18 protein-coding genes are annotated in these 23079 nt (G+C 70.5%); 9 read left to right on the top strand and 9 right to left on the bottom strand.

From position 1 onward, the window contains the following. Positions 1–11 precede the first annotated feature (11 nt). Positions 12–2630, bottom strand: coding sequence for a glycosyltransferase family 1 protein (locus tag ABKA17_RS04380; RefSeq protein WP_353690469.1), 2619 nt, complete (start codon positions 2628–2630; stop codon positions 12–14). 295 nt (positions 2631–2925) lie between these two features. On the opposite strand from ABKA17_RS04380, the gene ABKA17_RS04375 reads away from it, so the two are divergent. The 6 genes from ABKA17_RS04375 (at position 2926) to ABKA17_RS04350 (ending at position 12973) form a co-directional block, all read left to right on the top strand. Next, positions 2926–4128, top strand: a complete 1203-nt coding sequence (locus tag ABKA17_RS04375; RefSeq protein WP_353690468.1) for a S8 family peptidase — start codon at positions 2926–2928, stop codon at positions 4126–4128. Positions 4129–4343: 215 nt separating this feature from the next. Beyond that, positions 4344–6428, top strand: coding sequence for an alpha-1,4-glucan--maltose-1-phosphate maltosyltransferase (locus ABKA17_RS04370; RefSeq protein WP_353690467.1), 2085 nt, complete (start codon positions 4344–4346; stop codon positions 6426–6428). Beyond that, a complete protein-coding gene (treS, locus tag ABKA17_RS04365) occupies positions 6425–8125 on the top strand; it encodes a maltose alpha-D-glucosyltransferase (protein WP_353690466.1) in 1701 nt (566 codons plus the stop codon). Before ABKA17_RS04370 ends, treS begins: the two co-directional genes overlap by 4 nt. A gap of 83 nt (positions 8126–8208) precedes the next feature. Further along, positions 8209–9588, top strand: a complete 1380-nt coding sequence (locus ABKA17_RS04360; RefSeq protein ID WP_353690465.1) for a maltokinase N-terminal cap-like domain-containing protein — start codon at positions 8209–8211, stop codon at positions 9586–9588. A 28-nt stretch (positions 9589–9616) separates the two neighbouring features. After that, positions 9617–12067 (top strand): 1,4-alpha-glucan branching enzyme, encoded by a 2451-nt coding sequence (glgB, locus tag ABKA17_RS04355; RefSeq protein WP_353690464.1) that lies wholly within the window; start codon positions 9617–9619, stop codon positions 12065–12067. A 66-nt stretch (positions 12068–12133) separates the two neighbouring features. Further along, positions 12134–12973 carry a hypothetical protein gene (locus ABKA17_RS04350; protein ID WP_353690463.1) on the top strand — a complete coding sequence of 280 codons (840 nt, stop codon included), beginning with the start codon at positions 12134–12136 and terminating at the stop codon, positions 12971–12973. On the opposite strand, the gene ABKA17_RS04345 is transcribed toward ABKA17_RS04350, so the two are convergent. From ABKA17_RS04345 to ABKA17_RS04330, 4 genes are all read right to left on the bottom strand, one after another. Beyond that, positions 12970–15183 (bottom strand): HelD family protein, encoded by a 2214-nt coding sequence (locus ABKA17_RS04345; RefSeq protein ID WP_353690772.1) that lies wholly within the window; start codon positions 15181–15183, stop codon positions 12970–12972. The genes ABKA17_RS04350 and ABKA17_RS04345 overlap by 4 nt on opposite strands. Before the next feature lie 168 nt (positions 15184–15351). Continuing rightward, entirely contained in the window at positions 15352–15666 is a 315-nt protein-coding gene (locus ABKA17_RS04340; RefSeq protein WP_353690462.1) for a thioredoxin family protein, read from the bottom strand. Continuing rightward, complete coding sequence (locus ABKA17_RS04335) at positions 15663–16052, bottom strand: MerR family transcriptional regulator (protein ID WP_353690461.1); 390 nt, start codon at positions 16050–16052, stop codon at positions 15663–15665. Before ABKA17_RS04335 ends, ABKA17_RS04340 begins: the two co-directional genes overlap by 4 nt. A gap of 29 nt (positions 16053–16081) precedes the next feature. Next, entirely contained in the window at positions 16082–16591 is a 510-nt protein-coding gene (locus ABKA17_RS04330) for an Lrp/AsnC family transcriptional regulator (RefSeq protein ID WP_353690460.1), read from the bottom strand. 45 nt (positions 16592–16636) lie between these two features. Here ABKA17_RS04330 and ABKA17_RS04325 point away from each other — a divergent pair, with 45 nt between their 5' ends. Both ABKA17_RS04325 and ABKA17_RS04320 read left to right on the top strand, forming a co-directional pair. After that, on the top strand, positions 16637–17548 hold the full coding sequence (locus ABKA17_RS04325) for an NAD-dependent epimerase/dehydratase family protein (RefSeq protein ID WP_353690459.1): 912 nt from the start codon (positions 16637–16639) through the stop codon (positions 17546–17548). Position 17549: 1 nt separating this feature from the next. Next, positions 17550–18443 (top strand): aldo/keto reductase, encoded by an 894-nt coding sequence (locus ABKA17_RS04320; RefSeq protein ID WP_353690458.1) that lies wholly within the window; start codon positions 17550–17552, stop codon positions 18441–18443. On the opposite strand, the gene ABKA17_RS04315 is transcribed toward ABKA17_RS04320, so the two are convergent. The 3 genes from ABKA17_RS04315 to ABKA17_RS04305 all read right to left on the bottom strand — a co-directional run bounded on the left by ABKA17_RS04315 (position 18425) and on the right by ABKA17_RS04305 (position 21420). After that, positions 18425–19969 (bottom strand): AAA family ATPase, encoded by a 1545-nt coding sequence (locus ABKA17_RS04315; RefSeq protein WP_353690457.1) that lies wholly within the window; start codon positions 19967–19969, stop codon positions 18425–18427. The two genes, ABKA17_RS04320 and ABKA17_RS04315, sit on opposite strands and share 19 nt — an antisense overlap. Positions 19970–20110: 141 nt before the next feature. Then, positions 20111–20704, bottom strand: coding sequence for a hypothetical protein (locus ABKA17_RS04310; protein WP_353690456.1), 594 nt, complete (start codon positions 20702–20704; stop codon positions 20111–20113). A 74-nt stretch (positions 20705–20778) separates the two neighbouring features. Further along, positions 20779–21420 (bottom strand): maleylpyruvate isomerase family mycothiol-dependent enzyme, encoded by a 642-nt coding sequence (locus tag ABKA17_RS04305; RefSeq protein WP_353690455.1) that lies wholly within the window; start codon positions 21418–21420, stop codon positions 20779–20781. Positions 21421–21511: 91 nt separating this feature from the next. Between ABKA17_RS04305 and ABKA17_RS04300 the strand changes: the two genes are divergently transcribed. Next, positions 21512–21952 carry a MarR family winged helix-turn-helix transcriptional regulator gene (locus ABKA17_RS04300; protein ID WP_353690771.1) on the top strand — a complete coding sequence of 147 codons (441 nt, stop codon included), beginning with the start codon at positions 21512–21514 and terminating at the stop codon, positions 21950–21952. Between the two features lie 283 nt (positions 21953–22235). On the opposite strand, the gene ABKA17_RS04295 is transcribed toward ABKA17_RS04300, so the two are convergent. Next, positions 22236–23000 carry a DUF2127 domain-containing protein gene (locus ABKA17_RS04295; protein WP_353690454.1) on the bottom strand — a complete coding sequence of 255 codons (765 nt, stop codon included), beginning with the start codon at positions 22998–23000 and terminating at the stop codon, positions 22236–22238. Positions 23001–23079 lie beyond the last annotated feature (79 nt).

The raw sequence follows: 23079 nt of genomic DNA, 5'->3' as shown, positions 1-23079 counted from the left end.
AGTCCCGCACCTCACCGCATCAGCACCCCCGCCGCCTCCACCACATCCTCGGACGGCACCGCCACCAGCCCCAGCTCCGCGCCCGAGGCCAGCAGCCGATGCGCCGGAAGGATCCGCACCGTGTAGCCGAAGGGTCCTGTCCGGTCCAGGGAGAGCGGTCCCTCGTAGACCCATCGCCCTTCAGGATCCGGTCCGCCGACGGGCTTGAGCGGGACCGTCAGCGCGTCCGCGATCCGGTCCTCCTCGTCGACCCGCCCGGACACCGCCTGCACCTCGACGTCCTCGGGACTCAGCTCACCGAGCCCCACCCGGACCCGCAGCCCGAGCGTCGAGCCGAGTTCCGCCGTGGTCGTCGCGACCGACGTCTCTACGTGGTCCACGGTGACCGTCGACCACGCGGCGCGCACCCGGGCCTTCCAGGCGGCGAGTTCGCGCGCCAGGTCCGGGGTCATCGCGCGGTGGGCGTGCGCGGCCGGGGTGTAGAGGCGCTCCACGTAGTCGCGGACCATGCGACCGGCCAGCACCTTCGGGCCGAGCAGGGTCAGGGTCTGGCGGACCATCTCGATCCAGCGGTCGGGCAGACCGCCCTGGCCGCGCTCGTAGAAACGGGGCGTGACCCGCTGTTCCAGCAGGTCGTACAGGGCCGCCGCCTCCACGTCGTCGCGATGGTCCGGATCCGTCCCGGTGCCGTCCGCCGTCGGGATGGCCCAGCCGAAGTCGGGCTGGAACCACTCGTCCCACCAGCCGTCCAGGACCGACAGGTTGAGGCAGCCGTTGAGCGCCGCCTTCATCCCGGACGTCCCGCACGCCTCCAGTGGCCGCAGCGGGTTGTTCAGCCAGATGTCACAGCCGGGGTAGAGCTTCTGCGCCATCGCCATGCCGTAGTCGGGCAGGAACACGATCCGGTGCCGCACCCGCGGATCGTCCGCGAACCGCACCAGCTCCTGCACCAGCCGCTTCCCGCCGTCGTCCGCCGGATGCGCCTTGCCCGCGACCACGATCTGGATCGGCCGCTCGGGATGCAGCAGCAGATCCATCAGCCGGTCCCGGTCGCGGAGCATGAGCGTCAGCCGCTTGTACGACGGGACGCGCCGCGCGAATCCGATCGTCAGCACGTCCGGGTCCAGTACGCCGTCGATCCACCCCAACTCGGCCGTACCCGCGCCCCGTTGCCGCCAGGACACCCGCAGCCGCTCCCGTACCTCCGTCACCAGTTGTTCTCGCAGTACCCGCCGCAGCTCCCAGATGTCCTGGTCGGGGATCTCCCCCACCGCGTCCCAGCGGTCCGAGCCGCCGACGGTGAGCGCGTCCTCGGTGCGCTGGGCGCCGATCTGGCGGGCGCCGAGCCGGAAGACCTCCGGGGCGACCCAGGTCGGGGCGTGCACGCCGTTGGTCACGGAGGTGATCGGGACCTCGTCGGGGTCGAATCCCGGCCAGAGTCCGGAGAACATCTCCCGGCTGACGTGCCCGTGCAGCAGAGAGACCCCGTTGGCGCGCTGCCCCAGCCGCAGGCCCATCACGGCCATGTTGAAGAGGTTGGGCTCGCCTCCGGGATAGGTCTCCATGCCCAGGCGCAGGATGCGTTCGACGTCGATGCGCGGGAGCTCGGCATCGGAGCCGAAGTGGCGGGCGACCAGTTCGCGGTCGAAGCGGTCGATGCCGGCCGGTACCGGGGTGTGGGTGGTGAAGACCGTGCCGGCGCGGACCGACTCCAGACCGGAGTCGAAGTCGAGCCCCGCGTCGCAGAGTTCGGCGATCCGCTCCAGGCCGAGGAAGCCCGCGTGGCCCTCGTTGGTGTGGAAGACCTCGGGGGCGGGGTGGCCGGTGAGGCGGCAGTACGTGCGTACCGCGCGGACCCCGCCGATGCCGAGCAGCATCTCCTGGAGCAGCCGGTGCTCGCTGCCGCCGCCGTAGAGCCGGTCGGTGACGCCGCGTTCGCCGAGGTCGTTCTCCTCGACGTCCGAGTCGAGCATCAGCAGGGGCACGCGGCCGACCTGGGCCAGCCAGATCCGGGCGTGCAGCTGCTTGCCGCCGGGCAGGGCGAGGGAGACCTGCGCCAGGGTGCCGTCGGCCTCCCTGAGCAGGGCCACCGGCAGCTCGTTGGGGTCGAGGACGGGGTAGTGCTCCTGCTGCCAGCCGTCCCTGGAGAGGGACTGGCGGAAGTAGCCGTGCCGGTACAGCAGGCCCACGCCGATGAGCGGGACGCCCAGGTCGCTGGCCGCCTTCAGATGGTCGCCCGCGAGGATTCCGAGGCCGCCGGAGTACTGCGGCAGGGCGGCCGTGATGCCGAACTCGGGCGAGAAGTAGGCGACGGCGGCGGGGAGTTCGCCGGACTGCGCCTGGTACCAGCGCTCGCCGGAGACATAGTCGTGCAGATCGTCGGCGGCTGCCGTGAGACGGCGCAGGAAGCGGCGGTCCTCGGCCAGCTCCGCGAGCCGCCGGGGCGGTACGTCGCCCAGCAGCCGTACGGGGTCGCAGCCCGAAGCGGCCCAGCACTCCGGGTCCACCGACTGGAACAGGTCACGGGTCTCCGCGTGCCAGGACCAGCGCAGATTGCGCGCCAGGTCGCTGAGCGGACGGAGGGGTTCGGGCAGGACGGGTCGGACGGTGAATCGACGGATAGCCTTCACTTGCCACCTCAGCGCGTTCGCTGGAAGACACACGGCGGTGTGCGTCTCGTCGTCTGAGTCGACGGTATCGGTGCGGGAGCGCCGTAACCATGGCGCCGAACCGGACCAGACCGTCCGGAAATCGCCGCAACCTTCACTCACTTCCCATTGCCGATATGGCCGATTCCGCACCTGTAGGCGTCCTTGTGGTGACTTCACACCCCACGAGAGGCTTCAGGTGGCGTACCGGTCACACCGGTCGACTCCCGGTGAACCACGACCGCCGTACGCCGAGTCGAGGAGGGGAACGCAGACCATGGCACGGACGCGACCACGGCGTCTGCGCATGGCGGGGGGCTTGACCGCGGTGACCTGTGCCGCCGCGCTTTCGGCCATCACCCTGCCCGCGCACGCCGCACCGGAGGGGAAGATACTCGGCGCCGGGGAACCCGGTTCCGTCGGCGGAAGTTACCTCGTGACTCTCAAGGGGGGCACAAAGGCTCCGTCATCGGCGGGAAAGACCCTCGCCGAGAAATACGGGGCGAAAATCAGCCATACCTACGGCACGGTTCTCAACGGCTACGCGATCAGGGCGGACGAGAGACAGGCCCGGTTGCTCGCCGCCGACCCCCGTGTGGCGTCGGTCGTCCAGGACACCCGCGTGTCCCTGGAGCACACCCAGAAGAACCCGCCGTCCTGGGGTCTGGACCGCGTCGACCAGCCGAACCTGCCGCTGGACAAGAGCTACACCTGGCCGGAGTCCGCGGGCGCCGGAGCCACGGTCTACGTGATCGACACCGGCATCCGCATCTCGCACAAGGACTTCGGCGGCCGGGCGAGCTACGGCTGGGACTTCGTCGGCGACGACAGGACCGCGAGCGACGGCAACGGCCACGGCACCCATGTCGCCGCCACCGTCGCGGGCACCAAGTACGGCGTCGCCAAGCAGGCGAAGGTGGTCTCCGTGCGGGTCCTCGACAACGCCGGATCGGGGACGACGGCCCAGGTCATCGCGGGTATCGACTGGGTCACCGCGCACGCGAGGAAGCCCGCGGTCGCCAACGTCAGCCTGGGCGGCTATCGCAACGCCCAACTCGACGCCGCCGTACGGAACTCGATCAAGTCCGGTGTCACCTACACGGTCGCGGCGGGCAACGACGGGCTGCCGGCCTCGCTGTACTCGCCCGCGAACGTGAAGCAGGCGATCACGGTCGGCGCGAGCGACCGGACGGACGCCCGCGCGGGCTTCTCCAACTACGGCACGGCCCTGGACCTGTTCGCCCCGGGCGTCGCGATCACCTCGGCGTCCAACAAGGGCGACAGCGCCAAGGCCACCTACTCGGGTACGTCGATGGCGTCGCCGCACGCGGCGGGCACGGCCGCGCTCTATCTGGCCGACCATCCCAAGGCGACACCCGCACAAGTGTCCAAGGCGCTCGCCGCGCAGGCGGCTTCCGGCAAAATCTCTGGCCGCGGACCCAACTCACCGAACAAACTCCTCCAGGTCCCGGCCTCGTAGTGACGGAGTTCAGGCATCGGCCCCGTTCGTCTCGAACGGGGCCGGTCTTGTGTGTAGACATACGCGTGAGTAGTTAACAAAGTGCCGGATTGCCCACCCGAATAGGGTGGGAAGGCTCCTCCGGTACAACCCCCAGCCACAGCACGGGAACACCACGCAGGACCCACCTCCCCACAGCCATCCGCCCACCCACGTTGACGCGGACAGGAGCGGTCATGCCCGCCACGCACCACTCGTCAGCACCCCCGACGGCCGGCACCGAGTCACCCCCCGGACAGCGCCCGGCCGACGCCGGACCCCCGCCCCCGGAGCCACCCTCCACGGGCGACACCATCGGGCGCATACCCGTCCTCGACGTCCGCCCGGTCGTCCAGCGCGGTCGCCGGCCCGCCAAGGCGGTCACCGGAGAGACCTTCGAGGTCTCGGCCACGGTGTTCCGCGAAGGCCATGACGCGGTCGCCGCCAATGTCGTACTGAAGGACCCCGAGGGCCGCCCCGGCCCCTGGACCCCGATGCGTGAACTGGCCCCCGGCACCGACCGCTGGGGCGCCGATGTCACCGCCGGCGAACCCGGCCGGTGGACCTACCAGGTCGAGGCCTGGGGCGACCCGATCACCACCTGGCGTCACCACGCCCAGATCAAGATCCCGGCCGGCATGGACACCGAACTCGTCCTGGAGGAGGGCGCGCGCCTCTACGAGCGGGCCGCTACCGGCATCCCCAAGGGCGAGGGCCTGCGCAAGGTGCTCCGCGCCGCCGTGGAAGCCCTCCGGGACGACACCCGCCCGGCCGCGGTGCGGTTGGCGGGGGCGTTGACGCCGGAGGTGGACGCGGTTTTGGGCCGGTATCCGCTGCGCGATCCGGTCTCGGTCTCGGAGGCGCTGCCGCTGCTGGTGGAGCGGGAGCGGGCGCTGGTGGGGGCCTGGTACGAGTTCTTCCCCCGTTCGGAGGGCACGCCGGAGCGTCCGCACGGCACGTTCCGGACGGCCGCGCGCCGGCTGGAGGCGATCGCGGCGATGGGCTTCGACGTGGTGTATCTGCCGCCGATCCATCCGATCGGGACGACGTTTCGCAAGGGTCCGAACAACACCCTGTCGGCCGGTCCGGACGATCCCGGGGTGCCGTGGGCGATCGGCTCGCCCGAGGGCGGCCATGACGCGGTGCATCCGGATCTGGGGACGATCGAGGACTTCGACTGGTTCGTCTCCCGGGCCCGCGCGCACGATCTGGAGATCGCGCTGGACTTCGCGTTGCAGTGCTCCCCGGACCACCCCTGGGTGCACAAGCATCCGGAGTGGTTCCATCACCGCCCGGACGGCACCATCGCCTATGCGGAGAACCCGCCGAAGAAGTACCAGGACATCTATCCCATCGCCTTCGACGCCGACCTGGACGGGCTGATCGCCGAGACGGTCCGGGTGCTGCGGTTCTGGATGGGACACGGGGTGCGGATCTTCCGGGTGGACAACCCGCACACCAAGCCGGTCGTCTTCTGGCAGCGGGTGATCGCGGACGTGAACGCCACCGACCCGGATGTGATCTTCCTGGCCGAGGCGTTCACCCGGCCGGCGATGATGCACACCCTGGCCCAGATCGGCTTCCAGCAGTCCTACACCTACTTCACCTGGCGCAACACCAAGGAAGAACTCACCGAGTACCTGACCGAACTGTCGGGTGAGGCGGCCGCCTACATGCGGCCCAACTTCTTCGCCAACACCCCCGACATCCTGCACGCCTACCTCCAGAACGGCGGCCGTCCCGCCTTCGAGGTCCGCGCGGTCCTGGCCGCCACCCTCTCCCCCACCTGGGGCATCTACAGCGGCTACGAACTGTGCGAGAACACCCCCCTCAGGGACGGCAGCGAGGAATACCTGAACTCGGAGAAATACCAACTCCGCCCACGGGACTGGGAAACCGCCGACAGCATCACCCCGCTCATCACCCGGCTGAACCGGATCAGGCGGGCCAGCCCCGCCCTGCGTCAGCTGCGTGACCTCCACTTCCACCACGCGGACCAGGAAGCGGTGATCGCGTACTCGAAGCGGAGCGGCTCGAACACGGTTCTGGTGGTCGCCAACCTCGACCCTCACCACACCCAGGAGGCCACGGTCTCGTTGGACATGCCGCAACTCGGCCTGGAATGGCACGAGTCGGTGCCGGTGCGCGACGAGCTCACCGGCGAGACCTATCACTGGGGCAGGAACAACTATGTGCGCCTCGAACCGGGCACTCGCCCCGCGCACATCCTCACCGTCCTGCGACCGTCCACCCCGCAGACCGGAGGGTCACCCACAACATGATCGTCAACGAGCCCGTCCAGGACACCTTCGAGGACACCCCCGCCAAGGACCGGGATCCCGACTGGTTCAAGCGTGCCGTCTTCTACGAGGTACTCGTCCGCTCCTTCCAGGACAGCAACGGCGACGGTGTCGGCGACCTCAAGGGCCTCACCGCCAAGCTCGACTACCTGCAATGGCTGGGCGTCGACTGCCTGTGGCTGCCGCCCTTCTTCAAGTCGCCCCTGCGTGACGGCGGTTACGACGTCTCCGACTACACCGCCGTCCTGCCCGAGTTCGGCGACCTCGCCGACTTCGTGGAGTTCGTCGACGCCGCCCACCAGCGCGGCATGCGCGTCATCATCGACTTCGTCATGAACCACACCAGCGACCAGCACCCGTGGTTCCAGGAGTCGAGAAAGGACCCCGAGGGGCCCTACGGCGACTACTACGTCTGGGCCGACGACGACAAGCAGTACCAGGACGCGCGGATCATCTTCGTCGACACCGAGGCGTCCAACTGGACCTTCGACCCGGTCCGCAAGCAGTACTACTGGCACCGCTTCTTCTCCCACCAGCCGGACCTCAACTACGAGAACCCGGCGGTCCAGGAGGAGATCATCTCCGCCCTGCGCTTCTGGCTGGACCTTGGCATCGACGGCTTCCGGCTCGACGCGGTGCCGTACCTCTACCAGCAGGAGGGCACCAACTGCGAGAACCTCCCGGCGACCCACGAGTTCCTCAAGCGGGTCCGCAAGGAGATCGACGCGCACTACCCGGACACGGTGCTGCTGGCGGAGGCTAACCAGTGGCCCGAGGACGTCGTCGACTACTTCGGCGACTACCAGTCCGGCGGCGACGAATGCCACATGGCGTTCCATTTCCCGGTCATGCCCCGCATCTTCATGGCCGTACGACGGGAGTCGCGGTATCCCGTCTCCGAGATCCTCGCCAAGACCCCGGCCATCCCCTCCAGCTGCCAGTGGGGCATCTTCCTGCGCAACCACGACGAGCTGACCCTGGAGATGGTCACCGACGAAGAACGCGACTACATGTGGGCCGAATACGCCAAAGACCCCCGCATGCGCGCCAACATCGGCATCAGGCGGCGCCTGGCCACCCTCCTCGACAACGACCGCAACCAGATCGAACTCTTCACCGCCCTGCTGCTCTCCCTGCCCGGCTCGCCGATCCTCTACTACGGCGACGAGATCGGCATGGGCGACAACATCTGGCTCGGCGACCGCGACGCCGTCCGCACCCCCATGCAGTGGACCCCGGACCGCAACGCCGGCTTCTCCTCCTGCGACCCCGGCCGCCTCTACCTGCCCACGATCATGGACCCGGTCTACGGCTACCAGGTCACCAACGTCGAGGCGTCGATGTCGTCGCCCTCCTCGCTGCTGCACTGGACCCGCCGCATGATCGAGATCCGCAAACAGAACCCCGCCTTCGGCCTCGGCTCCTACACCGAGCTCCAGTCCTCCAACCCGGCCGTCATCGCGTTCCTGCGCGAGTACGAGGACGACCTCGTCCTGTGCGTGCACAACTTCTCCCGCTTCGCACAGCCGACGGAGCTGGACCTGAGCACGTTCAACGGGCGGCATCCGGTCGAGCTGTTCGGCGGGGTGCGGTTCCCGGCCATCGGCGACCTGCCGTACTTGCTGACGCTGGCAGGGCACGGTTTCTACTGGTTCCGGCTCCGCAAGGACGCCGTCTAAGAGCCCGGCGGGACGGTTTCCCCCGTCCCGCCCTGGGCACGCATCAGTAACACCCCGCCCACCCGGGGAAAGGACGCGACGCCATGTCGGAAGCCGTCACCCGTACTGCCACGACAAGTCCCGCCCTCCTTGCGTCTCTTGATCCACTGCTGCGGGAGTGGCTGCCACGGCAACGGTGGTTCGCGGGCAAGGGCCGTCCGGTCACCGGGTTCTCGCTGGTCGCGGCCACCGAACTGCTCCCCGTCGACGGCAGGCTGGGCCTGTACCACCTGCTGGTGCGGGTCCAGCAGCCCATGACGGCGGGCGACTGCTACCAGCTCCTCATAGGCGTGCGCGAGGCGCTGCCACCCCATCTGGCGCCCGCGCTCATCGGCCACGTGGAGGACGGCCCGCTCGCCGGACGCACGGTGTACGAGGCCCTGTACGACCCCCGGCCCGCCGAGGTGCTCCTGGAGGCGCTGCGCACCCAGGCCCGCATCGGCGGGCTGCGCTTCGAACGGGACCGGAGCCAGGAGATCCGCACCGGTCTGGTGCCCCGTGTGATGACCGCCGAGCAGTCGAACTCGTCGATCGTCTACGGAGATACGTTCATCCTCAAACTGCTCCGCCGGATCGTCCCCGGCGTCAACCCCGACCTGGAGCTGCCCCTGGCGCTGGCCCGCGAGGGCTGCCCGCGAGTCCCGGCGCCCACGGCGTGGCTGCACGCCGATCTCGACGACGGGCCCGGGGAGCCGTACGTCCTCGGAGTGCTCCAGCCCTTCGTCCAGGGCGCGACGGACGGCTGGGAGCTGGCGCTGCGCGAGCTGGCCAAGGGGGAGGACTTCGCCGCGGAGGCCCGGGCGCTCGGGCGGGCCACCGCCGAGGTGCACACCGCGCTGGCCCGGGCGCTGCCCTCGGTGACCCTGGGCGCGGCCCAGCTGCGGCTGCTGGTCGACGGCATGATCGAGCGCCTGGAGGCGGCCGTGCAGGCGGTGCCCTCGCTGCGCCCGTACGGCCCCGGCCTGTACTCGGCGTTCACCGCGCTCGCCGACCTGGCCGCGGAGGGCCGTACCTGGACGGCGCAGCGAGTGCACGGCGATCTGCACCTCGGGCAGTGTCTGCGCTCGCCGACCGGGCAGTGGTCGCTGATCGACTTCGAGGGCGAGCCGTCGAAACCGCTGTCCGAGCGACGGCTGCCGCAGCCGCCGGCGCGGGACGTGGCGGGCATGCTCCGCTCCTTCGACTACGCCGCCCTCTCGGCCGACCCGCCCGCACCGGGCTGGGCCCGGGCCTGCCGGGCCGCGTACTGCGCCGGGTACGCCGAGATCTCCGGCGCCGACCCGCGCACCGACCCGGTGCTGCTGCGCGCGTACGAGACGGACAAGGCGATCTACGAGGTCGTCTACGAGGCCCGCCACCGCCCCGAGTGGCTCCCGGTGCCGATGGCCGCGATCGAGCGGTACGCCACACCCGACCTGATCTGACCTCACGTTCGCCGAGGAGGCGCACCCCGTGACTCCGCCCACGCCCAGCGGTTCGGATCCGAAGAAGAAGCCCGCGAAGAAGGCCGCGGCGAAGAAGGAAGCTGTGAAGAAGGCAGTCGTGAAGAAGACGGCTGCACAGAAGGCCACCGCGAAGAAGGCGATCGCGAAGAAAGCCACCGCGAAGAAGGCAGTGAAGGAAACACCCGTAAAGAAAGCACCCGCGAAGAAGGCGGCCGTGCGGAAGAGCACCGTCGAGCAGGTCGCCGCGCCGGCCCCCGCTCCGCTGCCGGAGGCGTCTCCCGTCATCGACGGCCACGACCGTGACCGGCTCCTCGCCGCCACCCATCACGACCCGCACGGCGTGCTCGGCGCCCACCCGGTGCCCGGCGGCATCGCGTTCCGCGCCTTCAAGCCGTTCGCCCTGTCCGTCACGGTCGTCGCCGGGACCCTGCGCGCGGAGCTGCACGACGACGGCGACGGCTTCTTCTCCGGTCTGGTGCCGCTGCGGGAGGTCCCGGAGTACCGGCTGCTCGTGACGTACGAGGGGAGCGTCCAGGAGACCGAGGACGCGTACCGTTTCCTGCCCGCGCTGGGCGATCTGGACCTGCATCTGATCGGCGAGGGCCGGCACGAGGAGCTGTGGAAGGCGCTCGGCGCCGAGCCGATGACCCACCAGGGCGTGACCGGCACCCGCTTCACGGTGTGGGCGCCGAACGCGCGCGGGGTGAGTCTGGCCGGCACCTTCAACTTCTGGGACGGCACCGGCCATCCGATGCGCTCGCTCGGCTCGTCCGGCATCTGGGAGCTGTTCGTGCCCGGCATCGGCGAGGGTGAGCTGTACAAGTTCCAGATCACCCGGCCCGACGGTTCGAGGACCCTGCGCGCGGACCCGATGGCCCGCCGGACCCAGGCCCCGCCCGAGACCTCGTCGATCGTGCACGCCTCGCGGCACGAGTGGCAGGACGACGCATGGCTGGAGCGGCGCGCGGAGATCCCGGCGCACGAGGGCCCGTTCTCCGTGTACGAGATCCATCTGGCGTCCTGGCGCCCGGGACTGACGTACCGTCAACTGGCCGAGCAGCTCCCGGCGTACGTCAAGGATCTCGGCTTCACGCATGTCGAGTTGATGCCGGTCGCCGAGCACCCCTTCGGCGGCTCCTGGGGTTACCAGGTCACCGGCTTCTACGCGCCGACGGCCCGGCTGGGCACGCCGGACGACTTCAAGTTCCTGGTCGACGCCCTCCATCAGGCCGGTGTCGGGGTGCTGATGGACTGGGTGCCGGCGCACTTCCCGCGGGACGACTGGGCGCTGGCCGAGTTCGACGGGCGGCCCCTGTACGAGCACGAGGATCCGCTGCGGGCCGCGCATCCGGACTGGGGGACGCTGGAGTTCGACTTCGGGCGCCGGGAGGTGCGCAACTTCCTGGTGGCCAACGCCGTGTACTGGTGCGAGGAGTTCCACATCGACGGGCTGCGGGTGGACGCGGTCGCCTCGATGCTCTACCTCGACTACTCGCGCGAGCCGGGCCAGTGGACGCCCAACGAGCACGGCGGGCGGGAGAACCTGGACGCGGTGGCGTTCCTCCAGGAGATGAACGCCACGGTCTACCGGCGGGCGCCGGGCGTGGTGACCATCGCCGAGGAGTCGACGGCCTGGGACGGCGTCACCCGCGCCACCCACCACATCGGCCCCGGCGGCTTCGGGGGCCTCGGCTTCGGGCTGAAGTGGAACATGGGCTGGATGCACGACTCGCTCGGCTATGTGCAGCACGAGCCGGTGCACCGCAGGTACCACCACCACGAGATGACCTTCTCGATGGTGTACGCGTACAGCGAGAACTACGTCCTGCCCATCTCCCACGACGAAGTCGTGCACGGCAAGCGGTCGTTGGTCTCGAAGATGCCCGGCGACTGGTGGCAGCAGCGCGCCACCCACCGCGCCTACCTCGGCTTCATGTGGGCCCACCCGGGCAAGCAACTCCTCTTCATGGGCCAGGAGTTCGCCCAGGGCGCGGAGTGGTCCGAGGCGCACGGCCCGGACTGGTGGCTGCTGGATCCGGCCTACGGCGCGGAGGCCGATCACCGGGGCGTCCGGGACCTGGTCCGCGATCTCAACACCGTCTACCGGCACACACCGGCGCTGTGGCAGCGGGACACCGCGCCCGACGGGTTCCAGTGGGTGGTCGGGGACGCTGCGGACGACAACGTCTTCGCGTTCCTGCGCCTCGACGCCGAGGGAGTCCCCCTCCTCGCGGTCTGCAACTTCTCGCCCGTGGTCCGCTACGACTACCGCCTCGGCGTCCCCGACGACATCCCCGCCTGGTACGAGACCCTCAACACCGACATCGCCAAGTACGGCGGCGGTGACGTCACCAACCCGGACGCCGTGAAACCGGAGGCGACCCCGTGGCACGGCCGCCCGGCGAGCATCCAGCTGACACTGCCGCCCCTGAGCACGGTCTGGCTACGGCCCGCGTAGCCGGGAGCGGCGCTGTCTAAAGTGGTGCGGGTCGATGTCCGTGCTCCACGGGGGAGTTGAGGGACCATGCGATCCGGAAGCATGCGCGGGGCGGCCCTGGCCGCCACGCTCTGCGGACTCGCCGTACTGCTTCTCGGCGCCTGCGGGACCCAGGTGGCCGGCCAGGACGACCCCGCCTCGGCGGCCACCGCGCTCCCCTGGACGCTGTCGGCGCCCACGCGCAGCCAGATCCACGGTGCCGAACTCGGCGCCGATCGACGCACGGTGACCATCGCCGTGGACGTGCCCAGCGGCCCGAACCCGTGTGTGCGCGACCTCGAGGCGAAGCTCACCGAGCCCGTCGGGAACACCGTGCCGGTCCAGGTCACCTTCACCTCGCCGTCCGGGGACCGGTCCTCCGGCTGCTCGAGATCCGTCACGGCGAAAGCCCGTGTCACGCTCCCCGAACCCCTGGGGGACCGCGAGCTGGTGGTCGGCTATCCCGGCGCCGTCTTCACCGCCGACGACGCCCCCCTGCCGCACCTGCGCCTCTGCGGCGACCTGGGCTGCACCCCGCCGGCCACCGGCTGCACCCCCGGCTCCTACGAGCAGGCGGTGAAAGCGGTCGACTCACCCGCGCACACCTACCGGGACGCGGAGCACTGCGACGGCAAATGGCTGGTCCTGGACATCTCCTGGCCCACCGGCCCGGTCTGCGGCGACCCGGAAAGCGGCACCTGCGCGCCTCATCTGGGCGACCGCTGGTTCTACAAGGCCGAGAAGGCGGGCTGGAAGCCGTTCTTCCGGACCTCGGCAGGAGGCTGCCGGGACGTACAGGACCGGGAACCGGCGTTCCCCACCGCCCTGTGCGCGTCCCTGGAGCCCCTGCCCCCGGCCCTGCACCCGACCCACTCCCCCGCGCCCTAGTCGATCAGCGCCTTCGGCAGCCGGCCCGTGTGCAGCACCCCCAGCCGCTGGGTGGCCCGCGTCAGCGCCACGTACAGATCGCTCGTGCCGTACAGCCCCGGCTCGACCACCAGCACGGAGTCGAACTCCAGGCCCTTGGACTGCCGTGGATCGAGGAGTACGACGGTCCGCGTCAGGTCGGGCTCGGCGCCCGCCGTCACCCCGTCCAGCTGGGCCGCCAACCTGCGGTGCAGATGGCGCGGGGCGATGACCGCGAGCCGGCCCTCCTCCGGAGTCAGCTCCTCGACGGCCTTGGCCACGGCGCCGGGCAGGTCGTCGGTCGCGCGCACCCAGGGTCGTACCCCCGTGGACCGCACCGAACTCGGCGGTTCGAAGTCCGGGTCCTCGGCCCGTACGACGGCGGCCGCCAGCTCCATGATCTCGGCGGGCGTGCGGTAGTTGACGCCCAGCCGGGTGTGCTCCCAGCGGTCCTCGACGTACGGCTGGAGGATCTTCCGCCAGGAGCCGACGCCGGCCGCCTCCGCGGTCTGTGCCGGGTCGCCGACCAGGGTCATCGAACGGGTCGGGCTGCGCCGCATGAGCAGCCGCCAGGCCATCGGGGACAGTTCCTGCGCCTCGTCGACGATGATGTGCCCGAACGCCCAGGTGCGGTCGGCTGCGGCGCGCTCGGCGGCGCTGCGGTGGTCGTCCTCCTCCTGCCGTTCGGCGAACCGCTCGGCGTCGATGATGTCGTGCGCCGACAGCACCTCGGAGTCCTCGTCGTCGATGTCCTCGAACTCGTAGGTCCTGGAGGCGTAGGAGACGTCCAGCACGCCCTGCGCGTAGGCGACCTGGGTCTCCCGTTCACGCTCGGCCCGGGCCCGCGCCACCCGCTCGTCCACACCGAGCAGTTCGGCCGCCTCGTCCAGCAGCGGTACGTCCGAGACGGTCCACGCCCGGGTCACCGGGCGCCGGATCGCGGTCGCGTCCTCGTCGGGGAGGTAGCCCACCGGGTCGGCGAGGAAGTCCGCGACCAGCCGCTGCGGGGTCAGCCGGGGCCACAACTGGTCGATGGCGGCCCAGACTTCACGGTTCTCGGCGATCTCGTCGCGGATCTGGGTGACGTCGCTCGGGTCGAGGAGGTTCGTACCGTCGTACGGGTCGGTGCCGACGCGCTCGGCGTACAACTCGGTGAGCGTGTTGAGGATGTGGCCCTCGAAGTGCTCGCGGGCGACGTTGTGCGGCAGCCCGGCGGCGCGGGTGCGCTCCCGGGCGACCCGCACCAGGTCGTCGTCGAGCATCAGGATCTCGCGTTCGTGCTCGATCGCGATCACCGGATCGGGCAGCGACTGCCAGTCCCGTACGGCTGCGGCGAGTACGTCCGCCATGTCGGCGCGGCCCTTCACGGCGGCCGCCGCGCGGGTGTCGGCGGCTTTGGCCTTGACGCCGGGGAACAGCTCGCCGACCGTCGCGAGGAGCACGCCGGTCTCGCCCAGGGCGGGCAGCACCTCGCCGATGTAGCCGAGGAAGGCCGGGTTGGGGCCGACGATCAAAACGGCGCGCTTGGCCAGCAACTCGCGGTGTTCGTAGAGGAGATACGCGGCCCGGTGCAGGGCGACGGCCGTCTTTCCGGTGCCGGGGCCGCCCTCGACCACCAGCACACCGCGGTGCGGGGCGCGGATGATCTCGTCCTGCTCGGCCTGGATGGTCTGCACGATGTCGTGCATCCGGCCGGTGCGCGCGGCGTCCAGCGCGGCGAGCAGCACGGCGTCGCCGGTCGGGTCCTCGTGGCCGGTGCGCCGTTGGTCCCCGAGGTCGAGGATCTCGTCGTGCAGGGCGGTGACCCGGCGGCCCTCGGTGGTGATGTGCCGACGCCGCCTCAGGTCCATCGGGGTGTGGCCGGTGGCCAGGTAGAACGGCCGGGCCACGTCGGCCCGCCAGTCGATCAGGACCGGTGTGCGCTCGGCGTCGTCGGTCCGCAGACCGATACGGCCGATGTGGTGGGTCGCGCCGGAGGTGAGGTCGATCCGGCCGAAGCACAGCGAGCCGTCCACCGCGTTGAGCGCGGCCAGCAGCCCGGAGCGCTCGGCGACCAGGATGTCCCTCTCCAGACGGGCCTGCATGGGCGTGTTGCCCTGGGCGAGCGCGTCGGTGACACCGGTCTCGGTGTCACCGCGCAGGGCGTCCACGCGTGCGTACAGGGTGTCGATGAATTCCTGCTCATCGCGAATTTCACCGCTGTTTGACAATTCCACTCCCACGCCGATATACTGTGCCTACTGAGCTTCCCTGCGACTGAATTCCCGTAAAGTCGCGAACCATTGAGTGTAAGCAAAGAAATCCCCCCGGCGCAATTGCCGAGGGGATTTTTACGTTATGCGGAATCAGATCACATCGGCTCAGATGACGTCGGCCAGTTCCTCCAGCAGACGGCGCTTGGGCCGGGCTCCCACCATGGACTTCACCGGCTCACCACCGCGGAAGACCATGAACGTGGGCATCGAAAGCACCTTGTAGGCGTTCGTGGTCAGCGGATTGTGGTCCACGTTCAACTGCACCACCTTGAACCGGTCGGCCTCCTCGGCGGCGAGGGCACGCAGCACGGGACCCATCTGCCGGCACGGCGGGCACCAGTCGGCCGTGAACTCCACGAGCACCGGCATCTCGGACCCGATCACTTCCGTCGCGAAATCCGCGTCCGTCACATCGATCACAGTTCCTGCCCTCCCAGTTCGCACAACGGTGGTTCGTCCCCGGCCATGGCCGCGAGGCGGACGCCGATCTGCGCCCGCACCGCCTGGAGCTCGCCGATCAGTTCGTCCAGCTCCGTCAGCTTGCGCCGGTAGACGGCGATCGACGCGGGGCACGAGTCACCCTCGGGGTGCCCGGACCGCAGACACTCCAGGAAGGGCCGGGTCTCCTCCAGGTCGAACCCGAAGTCCTGGAGCGTCCTGATCTGCCGCAGCAGCTTCAGATCGCTCTCGTCGTACGCCCGGTGTCCGTTGTCGCCGCGCCGCGCGGGCAGCAGCCCTCGTGACTCGTAGTACCGCAGCGTCCGCGTCGTGGTCCCGGCCCGTGCGGCCAGCTCGCCGATTCGCATGCCTACGAACGTAAGCCTTGACGCCGACGTCAAGGCAACAGGGGTTTGCGCTCCACCGGGGACGTCAGCACGATCGACGTCGTCGTGCGGCCGAGCGCGGAGACCGCTTCGAGCACCTCCTCCAGATGCACCGTGTCGCGGACGGCGACCTTGAGGATCCAGCAGTCCTCGCCGACCACGTGGTGCACCTCGGTGATCTCGGGGCGCTCGATCAGCTCCAGGGTCCTCGGGTGCTTCAGGTTGTAGCCGCCGTGCGGACTGACCCGGATGAACGCCTGGATGCCGTAGCCGAGCCGGCCCGGCACCACATGGGCGCCGTACCCGCTGATCACGCCCGCCGCCTCCAGTCGCCGCACCCGCTCGGTGACCGCCGCCGGACTCAGCCGGACGCGGCGCCCCAGCTCGCTCAGCTTGATCCGGCCGTCGGTCTGGAGCAGCTGGAGGATCTGCCGGTCCAGGGCGTCGAAGGCCGCCGAGGTTTCGTCGGCGGAGGCTCGCAGATGCCGAGGTTCTTTTGGCGCTTCGGCCTGAACTCCCATGGTTCCCCCTTCAGAACGTGGATGTACGCCGGGAGAATTATGGTCATGGAAAAGGCACGAGAGGTACTGGTCATCGGCGGCAACCGCTACTTCGGCAAGCGCCTCATCGCGCGGCTGCTGGCCGCCGGGGACCGGGTGACGGTGCTGAACCGCGGCTCGTCCGCCCCGCCGCCGGGCGCGACGCATCTCGTCGCCGACCGGAACGACGAGCGGTCCCTGACCGAGGCACTCGGCCCCCGCACCTTCGACATCGTGATCGACCAGGTCTGCTACACCCCGCGCCAGGCGGCGATCGCCCGCCGGGTGTTCGCGGGACGGACCGGCCGCTATGTGCTGACGTCGACGGTCGAGGTGTACGAGTACGAGGACTCCATCGCGCCGGTACGGGAGGACGCCGTCGACCCGCTGACCGTGCCCGTCGACCTCGAACTCCCCTGGGAGGACCCGGAGTTCCTCGACGCCCACTACGGCGAGGGCAAGCGGCAGGCGGAGGCGGTGTTCGCGGCCGCGCCGGACTTTCCGTACACGGCCGTCCGGGTGGCCCATGTGCTGGGCGGGGACGACGACTTCACGGGCCGCCTCGACCACTACGCCTCCCGTATCCGGGCCGCCGAGCCGATCGCGGTGCCCTTCTCCAACCAGCCCGCCACCTACATCCACGTCGAGGAGATCGCCGACTTCCTGGCGTGGGCGGCCGGCGAGGAGTTCACGGGGCCCGTCAACGCGGCCTCCCACGACCCGCTGACCACCGTCGACCTGTGCGAGGCGGTCGCCGCGCAGCTGTCCGGGGGCAAGGTCGTGCTCCAGCTCGTCGAGGTCGGCGAGGTCTCGCCGTTCTCCTTCTTCCGTTCTTACGGCATGGACAACTCCCGGGCCGCACGGCTCGGTTTCACCTTCGGCCACGCACGGCAGTGGCTGCCGACCGCGGTCGCCGAGACGCTCGGGAAGGGCGACTGACATGCGCTACCGCACACTTGGCCCGCTGAAGGTCGGCGCCGTCGGCCTCGGCGCGATGCCGCTGTCCCTGGAGGGCCGGCCGGACGAACGGCGCGCCCTCGCCACGGTGCACGCGGCGCTCGACGCGGGCGTCACCCTGCTGGACACGGCGGATTCGTACCACCTGCCGGGCGCCGAACCCGGCCACAACGAACTCCTGCTGGCCCGCGCACTCGCCGCCTACGGCGGTGACACCTCCGACGTACTGGTGGCGACGAAGGGCGGCCGTGGCCGGCCCGCCGACGGCGGCTGGACGGTGACCGGCACGCCCGGGCATCTGAAGGCGGCCGCCGAGGGCTCGCTCAAGCGGCTCGGCGTCGAGGCGATCGGCCTCTACCAGCTGCACAAGCCCGACCCGGCGGTCCCCTTCGAGGAGTCCGTCGGAGCGCTCAGCGGCCTGCTCGACGCGGGGAAGATCCGGCTCGCGGGCGTCTCCAACGTGGACGTCGGGCAGATCCGGGTGGCGCACCGGATCCTGGGCGACCGGCTGGTGTCCGTGCAGAACCGGTACTCGCCGGAAGTACGGGACAGCGAGGCCGAGTTGCTGCTGTGCGCGGAGCTCGGACTCGCGTTCCTGCCGTGGAGCCCGCTGGGCGGTATCTCGCGCAGCGCACTGGACGGGCCGTCGGGGCTGCCCGGCGTGGGGCGCTTCGGCGCCTTCCACGAGATCGCGGCCGAGCGCGGGGTCAGTCCTCAGCAGGTGTGCCTGGCCTGGCTGCTGGCCAGGTCCCCGACGGTGATCCCGATCCCGGGTGCGAGCAGGCCGGAGACGATCCGGGACTCGGCGGGGGCGGCGGAGCTGGTGCTGAGCGCTGCGGAGCTCGCGCGGCTGGAGGGTCAGGGCGCGCTGCCGTAGGCGTGCGTCTCCCCTCCCTCGCTCTCGTCGCCGTCCACCATCCACTCCTCGTCCTCGATGTCCTCGGCGCCCCGCACTCCCAGCAGCCGACGGGTGAGCCGGTCCCCGTCGGACAGCAGCTCGTCGAGGGCCTCACGGACGTCCTGTGGTTCCGTGCGCGACGACTCCCGCTCGGCGGCGACGAGGACCGCGCGGCGCACCAGTTCCTTGGTGAAGGAGGCGGTCGTGCCCTCCGTGCGCGTCACGGCCTCGTCCATGACGTCCTGGTCGAGGCCGAGGCCGCCGCCGTACAGCGCCAGCAGGGCCGCGCGGCCCTCGGCGTCCGGGAGAGGGATCTCGACGGCGAGGTCGATACGGCCGGGGCGCTGCACCAGGGCGGGTTCGAGGAGGTCGGCGCGGTTGGTGGTGAGGAGGAAGGCGACATCGGCGTCGTCGCCGAGGCCGTCCATCTCGTTCAGGACCTGGAAGAGCAGGGGCTGTTGGCCGTTGCCGTAGTCGCGGGCCTCGGCGATCAGGTCGCAGTCCTCCAGGACGACGAGGGCGGGCTGGAGCATCCGGGCCAGGGCGCAGGCCGGACCGATGGCCCCGATGCTCTCGCCGGACAGCACCACCACCGTGAACTGCGGGAGGTGGGACAGGAGATAGCGGATCGTGTGGGTCTTGCCGGTGCCCGGCGGGCCGTACAGCAGCAGGCCCCGGCGCAGGTGCTGGCCGGCCGCGCGCAGCTGTTCGCGGCGCCGGGCCACGCCCACGACCTGGCGCTCCACGCGCTCCAGGAGCCCGGCGGGCAGCACGATGTCGTCGCGGGTGAGGCCGGGGCGGCGGTGGAAGCGGAACGGGCCGAGGCCGTGCCCGAACTCCGAGCTCTCGAAGGACAGGACCTGCCCGCGGAAGACGTTGTGCTCGCGCAGGAGGGAGTCGATCTCGGCGAGGAACCGGTCCCCGAACTCCTTGTCCGCGGCGAGGACTTCGAGCTCGACCTTGTTGCGCCCGTACTCGTCCTGCGGACCGCGCAGCAGGACGGCGAACCGCTCCTCGCCCTCCGTGCCGAGGTAGAAGCCGCAGGACACACAGGCCAGTTCCTCGTCCGGGGAGATGGGCAGATGGGCGTAGTCGACAGCGCCCGTCACGAAGCGGTCGTAGCGGTCGGCGGCCTCGATGATGTCGCCCAGGGTGAGCTCGCCGTGGTGCTGGGCGCCGCGCATGCCGATCAGTTCATGGCCCCGGCCGTCCGCGGCGAACCAGCGTTCCAGGGCGAGGTGGACGTTGGGCAGGTCGAAGGAGGCGTACGCGGCTTTGACCACCGGGCGGTCCGTGGGCGCCGAGCCCAGATGGTCGCGGAGCCGTTTGGCGAGGTCACGGCTGCCGTCGGGGGCGGTGCGCTTCGGGCGGGCGACCGCCATCAGGAACTCCTGGAACAGCTCGCTGATCCGGTCGATCGACAGCGCCGAGGGATCGCGGTCCGCCCCGTAGCGCTTCTCGTACTCGTCCGAGCTGACGATCTCCACCTCGCCGGGCTCCCCCATGTCCGCCTCCATGCCGCTCGCCCTAATCCAAGGCCCTCCAGCGTGGGCCCATCGGACCGACAGGTCAAAGCATTTGGGGCAAGTGGTCGCGAACGGACCGCAAAGGGATGGGACGGTCACGCCGTACTCGGCGACGGGGCGTCAAAGAGCGTCGATCATGGCCAGTTCCTCGTCGGTGACCCGGTCGAAGCAGGCGTCCTCCGTGGCCATGACGGACGTCTGGCTCCAGGCTTGCATGGCGCTGTACCGGGCGTGAAGCGTCCACCCCCGCTTCTTGTACATGGCCAGGAAGTACGTCCCACCCCCGCCGACCTTCTTCTCCTCGGCCGGTCCCGCTCGCTCCCAGTCCCGCTTCCCGAGGCCGGACAGTACGTCGTCCAGCGTGCGGCGCGGCGCGTTCACGTCGGCGCCGGACTCCCCCGCCATGCCCTCGTCGGACCAGGAGACCACGCAGGGCGAGAGCCGGGCGGCGAGGGCGGCCACCTTCCGTTCCTTCTCGGTGGCCGTCGGACCGGCCGATCGCCCGGCCCCGGGGTACCCCGCCTCCGTACGCCCCCGTGGCAGCCCGGCGGCCACCACGGCCGCCTCCAGATCCGCCCGTACCGCTTCCCGACCGAAGGACGCCGAGGGCGAGGGGGCGGCGGAGGGCGCACCGCCACCGCCGCATCCGGCGAGGAGAGCGGTCGCGGCGACGGCGGCCGTGGCCCGTCCGGCCCAGGTCGAGGTGGTGCTCATGTGCTCTTCTCGGTCGCGGAAAGGTCGGCTCCGGATCCTCGCACGGAGCGGGACCGGAGCCACCTTCCCCCGACTCAAACGGTCTTCGGGACCGCGCCTTCCAGCCGTGGGGCCGCCGCTTCGGTGCGCCCCGTCAGCAGGAGCAGCAGCGCGGAGATCGGGCCGCTGATCTCATCGCCCTCGCCCCGCGTCCAGGCGATGTCGGTGGCGACCAGGCGGGCCTTCGGCAGGGGCCACGGTCGGGGCGGGAAGCGCATGGTCCAGACGCGGTCGGCGGAGTCGCGGGCGGCGGCCGGGGGCATCTCCCGTGATCGGCCGAGCGCGAGGGCGATGTCCTGACCGTGGACGAGGAGGTCGATGAGGGGCTCGCGGGGTGAGGTGGTGGGGGCGAGTCGGCGGGAGCCGATGATGGAGCGCAGGTTGCCGACGATCTCGCCGACGGGCCGCTCCCCTTCCCGCACCGCGGAGTCGTGGATCATCCGGTTCCAGTCGCCGCGGGCCCGGAGCATCTCCCGTACGACCTCGCCGTAGCTGAAGCGCGCGGCGAGGGTCAGATGCGCGGCCACGTCCCTGACCCGCCAGTCGCCGCACCGGGTGGGCGTCTCCCACTCCGCGGGGCTCAGCCCCTCAAGGAGGTCGGCCAGGCCGGCGCGCTCCCCGTCGACGATCTGCCAGAGCTCGTCGGTGTCCAGCGCGGCATCCGAGACAGCGCTCACGGAAATCACCCACTCAAGTGGTAAGCTTCTCTGACCAAATTAGTCAGTGACTCTGACCAATGTCAAGCGATACGGACCGGAGGCGTCGACCATGGTGCCGGAGAGCGAGCTCAGTACGGGCGTGCTCCTGTTCCTCCCGTACCGGGCCCTGGAGAACCGCGTCTTCGCCGCGCTCGCCGAGGCCGGCTTCGACGACTTCACGCCCGCCCAGGCCCGGGTCATGCAGCGCATCGGCCCCGACGGCACCCGTCTGACGGAACTGGCCGAACAGGCCCAGATCACCAAGCAGACCGCCGGCTTCCTGGTCGACCAGCTGGAGAAGACGGGCTATGTGACGCGGGTCCCGGACCCGACGGACAGACGCGCCCGCCTGGTCCGCGGCGCGGCGAAGGCCTGGGCGGCGAAGGAGGTCGCCGACGCGGTGGTCGCCGAGGTCGAGAAGGAGTGGGAGGAGCACCTGGGCAAGCGCCGCATGAAACAACTGCGCGAGGCCCTGACCCTGCTGCGGGAGATCACGGACCCTTGGGCGTAGGGAGCCGGGTGGCCAGGGCCTGCCGTTTGGATCAGGTCGGCCGTGAGAAGCAGCGTTTCCGGGCCGGCCCGAGCGGGGGCGATGGGGCCCCTCCCGCCCGAGCGAAGCCGAGCTTCGGCGACCGACGACCACGCGGCAGATACGCGTGCCAGGGCCTGCGACGCCGAGCTGATCCAAACGGCAGGCCCTGGGCGGGCCGGGTGAAGTCCACTGCGGTTCGGCAGCGTCCCGATGGGGCGCGGGGCCGTATCGCTGTGCGGCTGCCGCACTTCCGGCGGAGCGCTCAGGCGGGCACCTTCGCCGCCTCCTCGACCTCCAGCAGGGAGGCGCCGCGCCGTTCCGCCTCGAAGGCGCGGTGGCCGCCGCGCAGGCCGAACAGGCGCTTGGCGAGCAGGATGTACAGCACGGCGAGGATGTTGAGGACCAGGGTGGCGATCTTCAACCAGCTGATGTGCTCGGTGAGTTCGTAGATCTCCAGCGGGAGGAACGCGGCCGTGGCGACGACTGTCAGATACTCCGCCCAGCGCCTGGCGTACCAGAGGCCGACCGCCTCGACGAGTTCGATCACGGCGTAGGCCAGGAGCAGTACGGCCACGAGGACGAGGGTGTCGTGCCGGTAGCCGAAGGTCTTCTGGAGGGTGCCGACGACCGGTGAGTGGTCGAGGTCGTAGTGGAAGTGCCGGAAGACCGGGCGGAAGACGTCCAGGTACTCGTCGAAGAGCCTGCGCACCGCGTCCTGGCTATTACTGAACTTCCAGACCGCCAGGGCCACCAGCACGATGAACACCCCGCGCACCGCCCGCTCGATCGCGAGGAAGCGCAGGACGAACAGGTCCCGCAGGACCTTTCCGCGTGGCACGAGCGGGGCTTCGGAGGCCGGTCCCGAACCGTGCGGCTCGCCGAGCGCGAAGTCGCCGCAGCGCAGACAGCGCCAGACCTCGCCGAGGGCGGTCTCGGCGCGCAGCCGTACCCGCAGCCGGGGGTCGTCCGGCGCGTACGTCACATGCCCGCGGCGCGCACACGTCCGCCGGTCCCAGTCGATCGCCATCCCCCGTGCCTCCACCGATGTGCGTGCCGCGCCTGCACTGGACAGACGCGGCACGCTAGTGGGAAGGGGTAAGAGTTCG

It is taken from the genome of Streptomyces sp. RG80 (genome assembly GCF_040446465.1).
Lineage (GTDB): Bacteria > Actinomycetota > Actinomycetes > Streptomycetales > Streptomycetaceae > Streptomyces.
The sequence above is the reverse complement of the archived record's forward strand: the minus strand, read 5'-3'. Positions and strand labels throughout refer to the sequence as shown.